Annotated in this window: 10 protein-coding genes; 5 read left to right on the top strand and 5 right to left on the bottom strand. The window is 67.6% G+C overall.

All coding sequences use genetic code 11. The features are described from left to right. The first annotated feature begins 88 nt into the window (after positions 1–88). The 3 genes from ACT53N_RS12930 (at position 89) to ACT53N_RS12920 (ending at position 4,149) form a co-directional block, all read left to right on the top strand. Positions 89–616 (top strand): RNA polymerase sigma factor, encoded by a 528-nt coding sequence (locus ACT53N_RS12930; RefSeq protein ID WP_476064284.1) that lies wholly within the window; start codon positions 89–91, stop codon positions 614–616. Positions 617–713: 97 nt separating this feature from the next. Next, positions 714–1,700, top strand: coding sequence for a FecR family protein (locus ACT53N_RS12925; protein WP_476064283.1), 987 nt, complete (start codon positions 714–716; stop codon positions 1,698–1,700). Between the two features lie 79 nt (positions 1,701–1,779). Beyond that, positions 1,780–4,149: a TonB-dependent receptor gene (locus tag ACT53N_RS12920; RefSeq protein WP_476064282.1), complete on the top strand. Its 2,370-nt coding sequence runs from the start codon at positions 1,780–1,782 to the stop codon at positions 4,147–4,149. Between the two features lie 283 nt (positions 4,150–4,432). Here the strand turns inward: ACT53N_RS12920 and ACT53N_RS12915 are convergent, their stop codons facing one another. The 5 genes from ACT53N_RS12915 to ACT53N_RS12895 form a co-directional block, all read right to left on the bottom strand. Then, positions 4,433–5,191, bottom strand: coding sequence for a hypothetical protein (locus ACT53N_RS12915; RefSeq protein ID WP_476064281.1), 759 nt, complete (start codon positions 5,189–5,191; stop codon positions 4,433–4,435). Positions 5,192–5,422: 231 nt separating this feature from the next. Next, entirely contained in the window at positions 5,423–5,779 is a 357-nt protein-coding gene (locus tag ACT53N_RS12910) for a hypothetical protein (RefSeq protein ID WP_476064280.1), read from the bottom strand. Next, a complete protein-coding gene (locus tag ACT53N_RS12905) occupies positions 5,776–7,035 on the bottom strand; it encodes a TolC family protein (protein ID WP_476064279.1) in 1,260 nt (419 codons plus the stop codon). The genes ACT53N_RS12910 and ACT53N_RS12905 overlap by 4 nt, the downstream gene beginning before the upstream one ends. Next, the gene (locus ACT53N_RS12900) at positions 7,032–10,118 is read right to left on the bottom strand and encodes an efflux RND transporter permease subunit (RefSeq protein WP_476064278.1); all 3,087 of its coding nucleotides are present in this window, start codon (positions 10,116–10,118) and stop codon (positions 7,032–7,034) included. Before ACT53N_RS12900 ends, ACT53N_RS12905 begins: the two co-directional genes overlap by 4 nt. 1 nt (position 10,119) lies before the next feature. Then, positions 10,120–11,157, bottom strand: coding sequence for an efflux RND transporter periplasmic adaptor subunit (locus ACT53N_RS12895; protein ID WP_476064277.1), 1,038 nt, complete (start codon positions 11,155–11,157; stop codon positions 10,120–10,122). A 147-nt stretch (positions 11,158–11,304) separates the two neighbouring features. Between ACT53N_RS12895 and ACT53N_RS12890 the strand changes: the two genes are divergently transcribed. Then, positions 11,305–11,958, top strand: coding sequence for a response regulator transcription factor (locus ACT53N_RS12890; RefSeq protein ID WP_476064525.1), 654 nt, complete (start codon positions 11,305–11,307; stop codon positions 11,956–11,958). Next, a complete protein-coding gene (locus tag ACT53N_RS12885; RefSeq protein WP_476064276.1) occupies positions 11,958–13,313 on the top strand; it encodes an ATP-binding protein in 1,356 nt (451 codons plus the stop codon). Before ACT53N_RS12890 ends, ACT53N_RS12885 begins: the two co-directional genes overlap by 1 nt. Positions 13,314–13,389: the final 76 nt, after the last annotated feature.

Here is a 13,389-nt window from a genome sequence, read left to right as displayed (position 1 = left end):
TTCTGCCGTTGCGCGGCGGTTCAGCTTCGGAAAGATTGTCGCAGGTGCGGATTCCCGCAGCTCAAGCCGTAAGGAGCGCGCACGCGCCTTGGACGATCCTGACGTCCATCCCCTGTTGTCCGCCTATATGGAGCGGCGCGCCGATCTGCTGCGCTATTTCCGCGTTCGCCTGCGTTCGGACGAGGCGGCCGAGGATCTGGTGCAGGACATCTATCTGAAGATCGTCGATCGGCCGGGCGAGGCCATCGACAACCCCGTCGCCTATATCTACCGCCTGGGCTCGAACCTGATGCTCGACCGCATCAAGGTGCGCCGTCGCGCCGAGGCGCGCGACGCCCAGTGGCACGGCGCGCATGTCTCCGATGTCGGCGGCGCCCAGGTCGCCGAAGAGGTCCCGGCGGACGAGGCCGCCGCCGCCAAGCTGCAACTGTCGAAGATCCTAGAGGCGGTGAAGAGCCTGCCGCCGGCCGCCCAGGAGGCGTTCCGGCTGCACAAGCTGGAAGGCCTCAGTCACGCCGAAACCGCGCAGGCCATGGGCGTGTCGCGGTCCAGCATCGAGAAGTACATGATGGCCAGCCTCAAGCTGATCGTCACCAAGGTCGGGCGGTGGCCGTGAAACGCTGCAGCAAGATTTTTTTGAGGCGCCTGTCGGTTTGTGGCGTCATTGGGGCGAGCAGAGAGGTTGCAGGCCTTTCGGAACACGGCGTGATGGCATGAGCGGGACCGAGCACGAGACGAAGGAGGCGCTGCGCGACGAAGCGGTCGCCTGGCTCGTCCGCGTTCAGTCGGACGTAGCGACCGCCGACGACTGGTCGGCCCTGACGGACTGGCTGGAAGGGTCCGAGGCGCGGGTTGCGGCCTTCGAGGAGGCGGAGCTGATCCTGGCCGATCTCGACGCACGCAAGGCGGAGGTCGCCGACGCTCTGCCACAGCCTGAGCCGAACGTGGTGAGTTTCCCAAAACGCGCGCCTGTCGGCCCTCGGCGCGGCGTCTGGGCGGGGGCGGCGATCGCCGCGTCACTGGCCGTCATGGTGGGAGGCCCCGCGCTTTGGAAGGCCTCGCAGGGCGAGCTGGCGACCTATGAGACCCGGCCGGGCGAGGTGCGCCAGATCGCGCTGGCCGACGGCAGCCGCGTAACGCTGGATGGCGGCTCGAAGCTTTCTGTCCGTTTGGGCTGGCGGGAACGGCGGGTCGAGATGGGCCTGGCCCAGGCCAGTTTCGACGTCGCCAAGGACGCATCGCGTCCGTTCGTCATCGGGGTCGGCGACCAGCGCGTGCGCGTCGTCGGCACAGCGTTCAACATCCGCCATGACGCCGAGAGCGTACGGGTCACCGTTCGTCGCGGGATCGTCGAGGTCGCGCAGCGCGACAAGACCGGCGCCGTCCCGATCCGCCTGACGGTCGGCCAAGAGCTCCGCCACGCGCAGGGGGCGACGACCTCTTCGGTGCGCCGCGTCGAGCCCGCCGGCGCCTTCGCCTGGGCGCAAGGCCAGATCATCGCCGACAACGAGACCCTGGGTGACATCGTCTCGGACCTGAACCGTCGCTTCCAGACGCCGATCCGTCTGGCGCCGGGCTTGGCGGACAAGCGCTTCTCGGGCGTCCTCGTCCTGGACGACCAGGACACGGTCGTGAGGCTGCTGGCCCAACACGCCGGGGTCGAGGCGCATCGTGCGAATGGAGAAATCGTTCTAAGGTGACGCGCCTTCGGGTTTCGGGAGGGGCGTAGGTTTGCGTCATTGCGCATGTGAGCGCCTCGGTTGGATCTTGGCCGTTGGCTTGAACGCCGCGCCCGCCGCCGCTTGGGCGGGAGCCGACGCCCCCCGCGTTGCCTTCGCGATCCCGGCCGGCGCCTTCAAGACGGCGGCCACCGCGTTCGCCCTTCAGGCCAAGGTTTCGATCGATCTCAGCGCCGCCGGCGCCTGCGGTCCCTCCCACGGTTTCATTGGGCGAGCGGCGCCCGACGCTGTGATCCAGGCCATGGCCCGAGACGCCGGCTGCCTAGCGCGGCGGACGGCCGATCGCGCCTATCAGATTGTACCGCTCCCGGCGTCGCCGCGTGCGACGCCCCCCTCATCGCCGGCGCCCAGGCCGGACTTGGCGCCGCCGCCCCTGTCGGAACTGGTGGTGGTGGCGACCCGACGTCCCGCGCCGACGGATCGTCTGGCCTACGCGGTCAGTGTTCTGGATGAGCGCGCAGCGGCGTCGCGTGGCGTTCGCGACGCAACCGACCTGGCGCTGACCATCCCGTCCATGACGGTCACCAATCTGGGCCCCGGTCGGGACAAGGTGATCCTTCGCGGCCTGTCCGACGGTCCGCTGACCGGGCAGACCCAATCGATGGTCGGGATCTATCTCGACGATGTCCGGCTCACCTACAACGCGCCGGACCCCGACCTGCTGTTGATCGACATGGCCCAGGTCGAGGTTCTGAGGGGGCCCCAGGGCGCGCTCTATGGCGCGGGCTCGCTGGGGGGCGTGCTGCAACTGATCTCGCGCTCCCCCGATCCGAAACGGTTTGACGCCTGGGTGTCTGCTTCGGCCTCGACGACCCAGGGCGGAGAGAGCGGCGGCTCAGCCGCCGCGATGCTCAATACGCCGCTTCTGGGCGGGCGCGCGGCGGCGCGCATGGTCGGCTATGTCGAGCAGTCCGGCGGCTATATCGACGATACGCTCCGAGCACAGAGCAACGTCAACAGCACCCGACGCTCGGGCCTCCGGCTTTCAGCTACGACTCTGGTGGGCGCAAGATGGAGCGCCGACGCCGGGCTCGTCGCGCAGGCGATCAAGTCTGACGACACTCAGTACGTCCAGCGCGACGTGGGAGCCTACACGCGGCGCAACCGTGTCGCCGAGCCTCACGACAACGACTTCTTCCAAGCGCATGTCGGGATTCGGGGCGCGCTTGAGGGACGGCAGGCCAAGCTGACGCTGTCCGTCCTTCGCCACGATATCGCCAGCCGATACGACGCCAGCGCCGCACCGCCGATCCCGCTTTCTTCAGGCGGGCCGGTGGCGTTCGATGATGACAATCATGTCGGCGCGGTCATGGCGGAGGCCTCGCTCGCTTCCGCGCCGGAGCAGCGGATCCAGTGGCAGACCGGGGCGTTCCTCGCCCGGACCCGCCAAGGGCGCGATAGCCTGCTCGTCTCGACCGAGCGCTCGCCTGCGACGCTGGCGCGCGAGACCCGCCGCGATGTTCTGGGCGAGGCAGCCCTGTTCGGCGAGGCCGTGGGACCGCTGGGCGGCGGCTGGAGCCTGACGCTCGGCGGCCGGCTGTTTGCGACCCGCAGCGAGGCCTCGAGCCAGGCGGTGTCCGGGGTTACCTCAAGCCCGTTTCGGGGGCGGCAGAGCTATGTCGGCTTCGCTCCAAAGCTTGTTCTGTCCTACGCCCCAGGGCTTGGAACGCTCGTCTACGCGCAAGCCTCGGAGGGCTACCGTGCGGGGGGCTTCAATACGGCGATCCTTCCTGGCCAGGCTTTCGACGCGATCAACGGGCAGCCGCAGCGTCGTTATGTCGGTGATGAGCTCTGGAACTTTGAGCTGGGCGCGAAGTCGGCGTTGCTCGACGGACGCTTGCGCCTGCGGGCTGCGGCCTTTCAGGCGCGGTGGCGGAACATCCAGAGCGATCAGCTCCTGCCGTCGGGCTTGCCCTACACGGCCAATCTTGGCGACGGCGTCAATCTCGGGGTCGAGTTCGAGGGCGGCTATGTCGCCGGCGGGCTGAGGCTGGACGCCAGCTTTCTGCTCAACAATCCCGAACTGGAGACCGTGAGTCCCGGCTTTCCCGGCCGCCAGGACTTTGGCTTGGCGGGCGTCCCCAAGGTGGCCGCCTCGATCGCCGGGAGCTACGATGGGCGGCTATCGGCTGCCTGGGGGTGGGGCGCGGATTTGCGCGTCGCCTATGTGGGACGCTCGCGCCTGGCCTTGGACGCCGCCACGGCGCTCACGATGGGCGACTACACGACGGTTCGGACGGCGGTCAGAGCGCAGTCTGATCGGCTGACACTTCGCCTAGCGGCCGACAATCTTTTGGGGAGCAAGGGCGACACCTTTGCGTACGGCAATCCGTTCTCGTTGACGTTGTCGCCGCAAAGAACGCCGCTGAGACCCAGAACGATCACCCTGGAGTTGCGAGCACGATACTAGCTTTGATCTCGGCTGACGAGCGGCGAAGCATAGCGCTACGTCTTGCCGAGGGCTCAGGTTACGGGTTGGGACAAGACCAGGGCGGCTAGTCTCGCCCTATGGTTCAGCAGACGTGGACTTGGATCATCGCCGCTAACTGTGACGATGGATTTCGCGCCCTCGCCCAGCGCGTTGAATGTCGGGATCCTGGAGATGCGCCAGTGTCAGCAAATGGCGCAACCCGGGCGCGACATGACAATAGCCCCAGGCCTCGGCGCGACGAGGCCTGGGGCGATCGCGACTCTCAGGTCAGGCCGAGGTATCCAGGTTCGATCTGGCTGATCACGCCTGAAAGGTTCACAGTACCATGGCCCTCAGCCACCTCTGTCCATCGGCTATCGCCGTTGCCATCGGCGTAGACCGTCCATTCTGAGCGTCCATCGTCCCATTCGGTCTTGACGACGAAGGCGCCGACCCGCGCGTAGCTCTCATCACGCTCGATCGCTTCGAACTTCAGCTGGCCGTTCTCCTTGATTTCCGCAACTGCGGTCACCGCGCCATCGGCGCCAAAGGTGAAGACATACTGGTCAGAATCTGACCCGCGCCCGGCTTCATCATCACCGTCGTGATCCAGCGAGCTGTCGTCGTCCCGACCCGGGCCGTGCCAAGCGTCGGCCGAGAAGTCGTTCTCGCCATCATCATCGTGGTCATCCTGCCCCCAGGCGCCGGAGGAGGCGCTCGGCGGGTGGACGGTCTGGGCTGCGGACTTCAGCAGGGTCGCGAGGCCTGGCAGATCGGGCGCTCCATAGCCCGAGGCCAGCTTGGCCCACAGGCCGTCGCGGTCGCTGTCGGCATAGGCGGTCCACTCCGTGGATCCGCGTTCGGTCTCGAGCTTGATGACCAGATCGCCATAGCGATTGTAGGTCTCATTCCGGTCGATCCGTTCGTAGGAAGGCCGACCATTGCCTTCGAGCTCGGCGACGGACGTTACCTTGCCTGACGCGTCAAAGGTGAAAACATACTTTTCTTGGCTCGATTGAGCGCTGTTGTGCTTTCCCGACATTTAAGCTGCCTTCCCTTATGCGAGTTATGTTGTCTCTCCCTGCTAGCACTCGCACCTGAAATGAGCCTGAAATACGTATCTATCGGTCAAAATTTTACTTGGTGAATATTTCAACGTATCTCCTTTATCGTGCAAGGCGATCCGTTTTGAGTAACGCCTCTATGATTGTGCGGCCATAGCCTACACGCGCGGTCTCTTGACGCGCGGGTGACGGTAGTTGTTGGTCCGCCGTTAAGGGCGCTCCAGGCGCCACCGCACGGCCTGTGGTGCAATCTCGGACGGCACGTCGATCTTCAGAACTCGGCATTCATGTGTCCGGCCAGGAGCGAAGGAGGGCGTCGCCACGACGCCCCTCCAGATCGTCGCGCCTGACGCGTCTTCAGCCGTGATGGCGAGACGGCGGAGCGACGCGCCAGGCGCTCGGCGGCACATCCATCCGCGTAGCACCGGGCGATTGTCGAGACGTGGATCGAGGTGGACCGACTTCAGAACGAACGCGCGGCTGCCGATCTCACCCATCACCACGTCGGGCTGTGGTTCCGCCTGTGAAAGCGCCAGGGCGAGCGCAAGGCTGATCATCGCCGTCATTGCGACGCCTCTTCTTCCGAAAGCCAAAGTTCATGGGCGTCCAGGGCCAGTCGCAGCAGTGCGCCCTGGGCCGCGGCGCGGGCCAAGACCTCGGCGCGGCGCGCGTCAAACAGCTGGCGCCGCGCCGCGAGCACGTCCGTCAGGTCCCGCTCGCCGAGCGCGTAGGCGCGCTGCACGCGATCCGAGGCCTGAGCCGCCGCAGTGGCGGCTTCGCGGCTGCGCGCCCAGGCGGCAAGCCCCGATCGGGCCTTCGCCACGTCATTGCGTCCCTCGGCCTCGACGTTACGCGCCACCATGCGATAGCGCGCCTCGGCGGCGGAGGCCGATGCAGCCTGACGTTCAGCTGTCGCCGATCGTCCGCCGCCGCCAAAGGGGATGCTGACGGTGAAACCCGCCCCCGTCTCGGCGCCGCCTCGCTCGTTGAAAACCCGCAGCGCGAGGGTCGGGTCAGGGCGCTGGTCGAGCTTCGCCCGGCGGGCCAGCGCGCCGTCGCGGTCGGCCAGCGCCTTGGCGATGGTGATCTCATGGCTGCGCGCGACGACTACGGGAATCCAGTCGTCTAAAGCGCGGGTTGGCGCCACGGGCTCGGACAGGCTGGGCGCCTGGGCCGGGGCCAGACCCGGGTAGAGCATGTCGAGCGCCGAGCGCGCCGCCTCGGCGCGTCCTTGGGTTTCAGCCAAGGTGGCATGGGCTCGGGCCAGGGCCGCTTGCGCCAGTTCAAGCTCGAGCACGGCGGCGTCCTTAAGTTCGATCCGCCGCCGCAGCGCCGCGACTTCCTTTTGCTCGACGGCGATCTCGTCGCGATCGACCGCCGCGCGGGCCTCGGCCTCCAGCCATTCGATCCAGAGGCCGGCCAGCCGCAGGGAGGCCTGGTGGCGCGCGTCGTCCACGCTGTCGCGCGCCGCCAGGGCTCCCGCCGCGCCCGCCGCCAGGTCGAGCGTGCGCTTGCCGGGCGAGCGCAGGGGGCGGCTGGCCTGCAAGGACCATTCGGCGAAGTCGCCTTCGCCCCGAACCCGGCGCCGGTCGCTTGAGAGACCGATTGTCGTCTCATAGGGGCCGGCCGCCAGACCGCGCTGTTCGGCCTCGGCGCCGCGCTGCAGGGCGCGGGCCTCGGCCAGCTCCGGCGAGCCCTCTAGCGCCGATAGGATATGCGCGTCGCTCGGCAGGAAGTCCGGCCGCGTCCAGCCGGTGTCGGCGGCGTTGGCGGTTGAGGTCAGGGCCAGGCTGGCCGCTGCGGCAAGGAGAAGGGCCTTCACGATGAAGCCTCCAGCACTGCGGCCCCGCGCTCGACGCCGAAGCGGCGATAGAGGATGGGCAGCAGGATCAGGGTGAGCAGGGTCGAGGTCACCAGGCCCCCGACCACGACGATGGCGAGCGGGCGCTGGATCTCGGAGCCGGGGCCGGTGGCGGTGAGCAGAGGCACCAGGCCCAGCGCCGTGATGCTGGCGGTCATCAGTACGGGTCGCAGCCGGCGGCGGGCGCCCTCGGTGACCGCCGTGGCGATGTCGCGGCCGCGCTGCACCAGTTCGTTGAAATGCGAGACCAGGACAAGGCCGTTGAGCACCGCGATGCCCAACAGGGCGATCAGGCCGACCGAGGCGGGCACCGACAGGTATTCGCCCGAGATCCACAGCGCCACCAGCCCGCCAATCATCGCGAAAGGGATATTGGCCAGGATCAGCAGCGACTGGCGCGTCGACTTCAGACTGATGAACAGGACCAGGAAGATCAGGGCCAGCGCCATCGGCACCACCACGCCCAGACGCGCCGCCGCGCGCTTCTGGTTCTCGAATTGTCCGCCCCACGCGATGCGATAGCCGGGCGGCAGTGGAACGTCGCGCGCGACATTGGCCTGGGCTTCCTTGACGAAGCCCACGAGGTCGCGACCCTGGACATAGGCCTGGATCACGGCGAAGCGGGAAGCGTTCTCCCGGTCGATCTTGACCGGACCCTCCCGACGCTCCACCCGCGCTACGTCCCCGGCGCGCACGACGCCGCCATCAGGCGTGGCGATCTGAGCTTGTTCGAACAGGACGGGATCCTCGCGAAGGTCTTGCGGCCCCCGGACCAGGATCGGCGTGCGCTTACCCTGTTCGAAGACGACGCCGGCCGGCGCGCCTTCCAGCTGGGCGCGCAGCTCCTCCTGCAGGGCCTGGGCCGAGAGGCCGACCCGCACGGCGGCGGCGCGATCGACGTCCAGCTGCAGATAGGTCACGCTGTCGCCAGCGACCGTGTAGACGTCAGATGCGCCGCGCGTTTTCTTGAGGGTCTCTTCGATCCGACCGGCCAGATCGCCCAGCGTCTGGAGATCCGGGCCGAACACCTTGACAGCGAGGTCGCCCCGGCTGCCGGTCAGCATCTCCGACACCCGCATCTCGATCGGCTGGGTGAAGGTGGCCTCCACGCCGGGGAACTGGGCGGCGACCTTGCGGATCTCCTCGGTCAGCCAAGCCTTGTCCTTCCGGCGCCAGTCCTTGCGGTCGGCCAGAACCAGGAAACTGTCGGTCTCGTTCAGGCCCATGGGGTCGAGGCCGAGCTCGTCGGAGCCGACACGGGCGACGATCCGCTTCACCTCGGGCACCTGCGCCAGGATCGCGCGCTGGACGGCCATGTCCTGTCTTGCGCTGGCGTCGAGATTGATCGAGGGCAGCTTGGCTAGCTGCATCAGGATCGCGCCCTCGTCCATTGTCGGCATGAAGCTTTTGCCGATCAGCACATAGGCGACCGCCGCCAGCACCATGCCGCCGCCCGCCGCCGCAAACGCGGGCTTGGGCCGGGCCAGGGCGCGGGCCAGCTGACGCTCGTAGAACGGTCCGATCCTGCGCATGATCCAGGACTCCTTGTGCGGATGCGCCTTCAGCAGCAGCGAGGCCAGGACCGGGATCACGGTGAACGACAGCAGGAGGGAAGAGCCCAGGGCGAAGACGATGGTCAGCGCCACGGGCGCGAACAGCTTGCCCTCCAGGCCCTGCAGGCTGAGCAGGGGCAAGAACACCAGGCAGATGATCAGCACGCCGGACGTGACCGGCGCGGCGACCTCGGCGACGGCTTCATAGATCGCGTGCAGGCGGCGCGAGCCGGTGATGTTGGGGTTATCCAGACGCTCGACGGTGTTTTCGACGACCACGACGGCGGCGTCGACCAGCATGCCGATGGCGATGGCTAGCCCACCCAGACTCATGAGGTTCGCGGAGAGGCCGAAGGTCCGCATCAGCAGGAAGGTGGTCAGCGCGGCCAGAGGCAGGGTCACCGCCACAACCGTCGCAGCCCGCAGATCGCCCAGGAACAACAGCAGCAGAATGATGACCAGGATGGTGGCTTCCACCAGGGCCTTGTTGACCGTTCCGGTCGCGCGCTGGATCAGGTCGGAGCGATTGTAGAACGGGCTGACCGTCACGCCCTTCGGCAAGGAGGGCTGAAGCTCCTTGAGCCGCGCTTCGACCGATCGGACGACCGCCTTGGCGTCGGCGCCGCGCAGGGCGATGACGATCGCCTGGACGGCCTCTTCCCGGCCGTTCTCGGTGACCGCGCCGTAGCGGGTCAGGGCGCCTTCGCTGACCTCCGCCAAGTCGCCGAGGCGTGCGACGCCGCCTCCGGGCAAGGCGATGGCGGTGTCCCGAAGGTCGTCCAGGCTGGTGATGGCGCCAGCGACGCGCACGACCAACGCCTCTTCGCCCTCGCTGAGGCGGCCCGACCCATCGTTGCGGTTCGAGGCGGGGATAGCGTCGATGATCGCCTGGGCGGTGAGGCCCGAGGCGGCCAGGGCGGTAGGATCGGGGGAGACCTCGAACGTCTTGGCTCGGCCGCCCAGTACGTTGACGTCAGCCACGCCGGGCAGGCCGCGCAGGGCGGGACGGACGGTCCAATCCAGCAGGGTGCGCTTCTGCTCCAGCGTCAGGCCCTCGCCCTCCAGCGTGAACATGAAGACGTCGGACAGGGGCGTGGAGATGGGCGACAGGCCGCCGCTCACTCCTGCGGGCAGGGCGCCCAAGGCGTTGGACAGACGCTCCGCAGTCTGCTGGCGGGCCCAATAGACGTCCGTGCCCGGCGCGAAGTCGATGGTCAGGTCCGCAATGGCGTACTTCGCCGTCGAGCGCAGCATGGCCTGTTTGGGAATGCCCAGAAGTTCCATCTCCAGGGGCGTGATGACCTGGCTCTCGACCTCCTCGGGGGTCATGCCCGGAGCCTTGAGAATGATCTTCACCTGGGTCGGCGAGATGTCGGGGAAGGCGTCAACGGGCAGCTTCAGGAACGCATCGGCGCCCAGGCCGACGAGGGCGATGGCCAGAACGGCGGCCAGCAGGCGCTGTGAGAGCGCGAAGGCGATGAGCTTGCGCATCCTAGTGGCCCAGCGCCGACTTCAGCTGTGAAGAGCCCGAGGCCGCCACGCGCGCGCCTGGGGGAAGTCCGCTGACGACTGCTTCTGCGCCCGCCGCGCCCACCACGGTCACCGGCCGCGCCTCATATCCGGCGGCGGTCTTGACGAACACGCGCGCGCCTGCGCTGTCCTGAGCCAGGGCGCTGCGGGGAATGGCTTGAGCGCCGGTCGGGGCGGGGCTCAGAACTGTCACCGTGACGGTCTGGCCTGGCGCAAGCCCTGCGGCGGTGTCGAGTTCGGCGCGCAGGGGCAGCGACCGGGTCTTGGGGTCTATGCTGGCGCCTAGCGCCACGATGCGTCCGGCGATGTCGCCGACCCGGACGCGATAGCCGACCTTCAGCTTGCGCGCGATCTCGGGCGACACTCGCGCTTCTACCCAAAGGCGATCGGCGCGATCCAGCGTCACGGCGGGCGCCATGGCCTCGAGGCCGCCGCCAGGCTGGGCGGTCACGGCTGCGACGCGACCCGCGTTCGGTGCGCGCAGGACATAGTCGCCGCTTGTCCCGCCACCACCGGACAGCAGGCGACGACGCTCATTGACCATGGCGCGAGCCTGAGCCAGGCGGGCCTGGGCCTCCTCAGCGCGAGCGCCGGCGATGACGCCTTCGCTGGCCAGTTGTTGCAACCGACGCGCAGCGGCCTCGGCCACGCGCAGCTCGGCCTGGCTCTGGACAAGCTCGGACGACACGGTCAGCGCCTCGCGGCTGAACAAGGTCACCAAAGGCGCGCCGGCCTTGACCGATTGACCCTCCAGTACGTGGACCCGCGTCACCGTCCCCGCGAACGGGGCGGCGACGACCCGCCGGTCGTTGAGCGGGGGCGTGATCGCGCCTGGCAGAGCCGCCAGCGGGGCGCCCGAGGCGGGCTTGGCGGTGGCCAGCACGATACCCATGGCCTTTTCCTGAGCCGCGCTCAACGCCATCGGACCTGCAGCCAAGGCGGAGGTGCTCAAGAGACAAGTCGCGAGCGCGGCGGCGATCAGGGGATGGGCGGGGGGCATGGGCGTCTCGCAAGGCTTGATCCCGCCCTCATGCGCCGCCAGCCTGAAGCCTGTCTGAAGCGAAGCTGAAACGAACCTGAAAGCGCCGTGTCAGGTTCTTTTCAGGCGGTGCTGCTATGTTGAGGCGTCAATCAGAGGAGACCCGCCATTCGCATCCTGCTCGTCGAAGATGATCCGGAGATCGCCCGTCGCCTGGCTGCGGCGTTGGCGGAAGCCAGTTTTGTCGTCGAGCAGGCCAGCGATGGCGAGACGGCTTTGTTCCTGGGGCGGACCAACGACTTCGACGCCGTGGTGCTGGATCTTGGTCTGCCGCGCCTTTCTGGCCTGGAGGTTCTGAAACAATGGCGTCGCGAAGGACGCGATATGCCGGTGTTGGTGCTCACAGCGCGGGATGCCTGGACCGACCGTGTGGATGGCCTGAACGCCGGGGCTGACGACTACCTGGGCAAGCCCTTCCAGAACGCCGAGGTGGTGGCGCGGCTGCGGGCGCTGACACGACGCTCAGCGGGCCGCTCCTCGTCGGTCATGCGCCGCGGCGATATTGTGCTCGATCCCGAGGCTGGAACCGTCCAGCGCGGCGACGCCGCCGTCGAACTCACCGCCCGCGAGCTGAAGGTCCTGGCCTATCTGATGCACCGCGCCGGCCGGGTGGTCTCCCAGGGCGAGCTCATCGACCATGTCTACAGCCTGGATGAGACGCGAGAATCGAACACGATCGAGGTCTACGTCGCCCGCCTGCGCAAGAAGCTGGGCAAGGACGCCATCCGCACGATCCGGGGTCTGGGATACAAGTTCGCTTGATGCGTCAGCTCTGGACCAGTTTCCGCACTCGCCTGATCGTCGGCGCCGCGATCTGGATCATCGCGGGGCTCACCGTCAGCGGCGTCCTGCTGTCCGAGCTGTTCAGGGCTCACGTGACGCAGCAGTTCGACGACGAACTGCACGGCCATGCCGCCGAACTGGCGGCGCTGGTCGACATTGCGCCGGACGGCAAGCTTTCGCTGCATCGCCGGCTCAGCGATCCCCGGTTTCTGCCCAAGGACTCGGGCTTCTATTGGCGTGTAGAAGCAGCGAGCGGCCAGGCCATCACCTCTCCGTCCCTGGCTGGACGGGACCTGCCTCTACCGGATCCGCTTCCTGCCCTCGGCGTCGAGCGCCATGTCTTCATTGAGGGGCCTTCCGGACAGCTTCGTTTGGTGGAGCGTTCGGTGGCCAATCCGCACGGACCGCCGCTACGTTTGGGCATCGGCGTCGAACAGCGCCTTCTCGACGAGGTTCTGGGGCGGTTCAACTGGACTCTCTTTCTGTCTCTGGCGATCGTCGCGTCCGGCCTGATCGGGGCGGCGATGCTTCAGGTCTGGTTTGGCTTGCGGCCGCTCACGCGTATGCGTCATGCGCTGTCGGCGGTCCGTATGGGCAAGGCGAGCCGCTTACCCGAAGATCTTCCCAGTGAAGTGCGCCCCCTGGCGATCGACCTCAATGCTCTCCTGGAGGGCAATCTCGAGATGCTGAGGCGCGCGCGGACCCAAGCCGGCAACCTCGCCCATGCGCTGAAGACGCCGCTGGCCGTCCTCACCGACGAAGCCGAGCGACTGCGCGCCACAGGTCAGCGCGAGGCGGCCGACGTCATCGAGTTGCAATGCGAGCGCATGCGACGGCAGATCGACTACCAGCTCGCAAGAGCGCGCGCCGCCGCCTTGAAACGCTCGCCGGGCGTCGCTGCGGATGTGCAGGCGAGCCTAGATCCGGTCATTACGGCGCTTTCGCGCCTCTACGCGCGCCGCGATGTGTCGTTCAGCGTGACCTATCAGGACCAGCCTACCGTCGCGCTCGACGCCCAGGACCTCAATGAGATTGTCGGCAACGTGCTCGACAATGCGGGGAAGTGGGCCAAATCGCGTGCCGAAGTCGTCGTCAGTCGTCGGGACGACTTCGCTGAGATCATCGTCGATGATGACGGCCCGGGCCTGCCTCCGGAGACCTACGAACATGTCTTTGGCCTTGGCGAGCGGCTCGACGAGCGAACCCCAGGTCACGGGCTGGGCTTGGCGATTGTCCGCGACTTGGTTGAGCTCTACGATGGGCGTGTGACGCTGGGCGTCGCGCAGCTCGGCGGCCTGAGAGTGATCCTCACCTTTCCGGCGATCACGGAGTAGGTGGCTCTATCCGAGCTGGTAGGCGCGCGCGCTGATCAGCGGCTTACTATCGCACCTACGCGAACGGCGCGTTGCT

The organism is Caulobacter sp. DMC95, from assembly GCF_056313785.1.
The sequence above is the reverse complement of the archived record's forward strand: the minus strand, read 5'-3'. Positions and strand labels throughout refer to the sequence as shown.

What these genes read in the sequence shown, in the direction of transcription:
- ACT53N_RS12925 (WP_476064283.1), top strand. Translation starts at nt 714, where the DNA reads ATGAGCGGGACCGAGCACGAGACGAAGGAGGCGCTGCGCGACGAAGCG.
- ACT53N_RS12915 (WP_476064281.1), bottom strand. Translation starts at nt 5,191, where the DNA reads ATGTCGGGAAAGCACAACAGCGCTCAATCGAGCCAAGAAAAGTATGTT.
- ACT53N_RS12910 (WP_476064280.1), bottom strand. Translation starts at nt 5,779, where the DNA reads ATGACGGCGATGATCAGCCTTGCGCTCGCCCTGGCGCTTTCACAGGCG.
- ACT53N_RS12900 (WP_476064278.1), bottom strand. Translation starts at nt 10,118, where the DNA reads ATGCGCAAGCTCATCGCCTTCGCGCTCTCACAGCGCCTGCTGGCCGCC.
- ACT53N_RS12895 (WP_476064277.1), bottom strand. Translation starts at nt 11,157, where the DNA reads ATGCCCCCCGCCCATCCCCTGATCGCCGCCGCGCTCGCGACTTGTCTC.
- ACT53N_RS12885 (WP_476064276.1), top strand. Translation starts at nt 11,958, where the DNA reads ATGCGTCAGCTCTGGACCAGTTTCCGCACTCGCCTGATCGTCGGCGCC.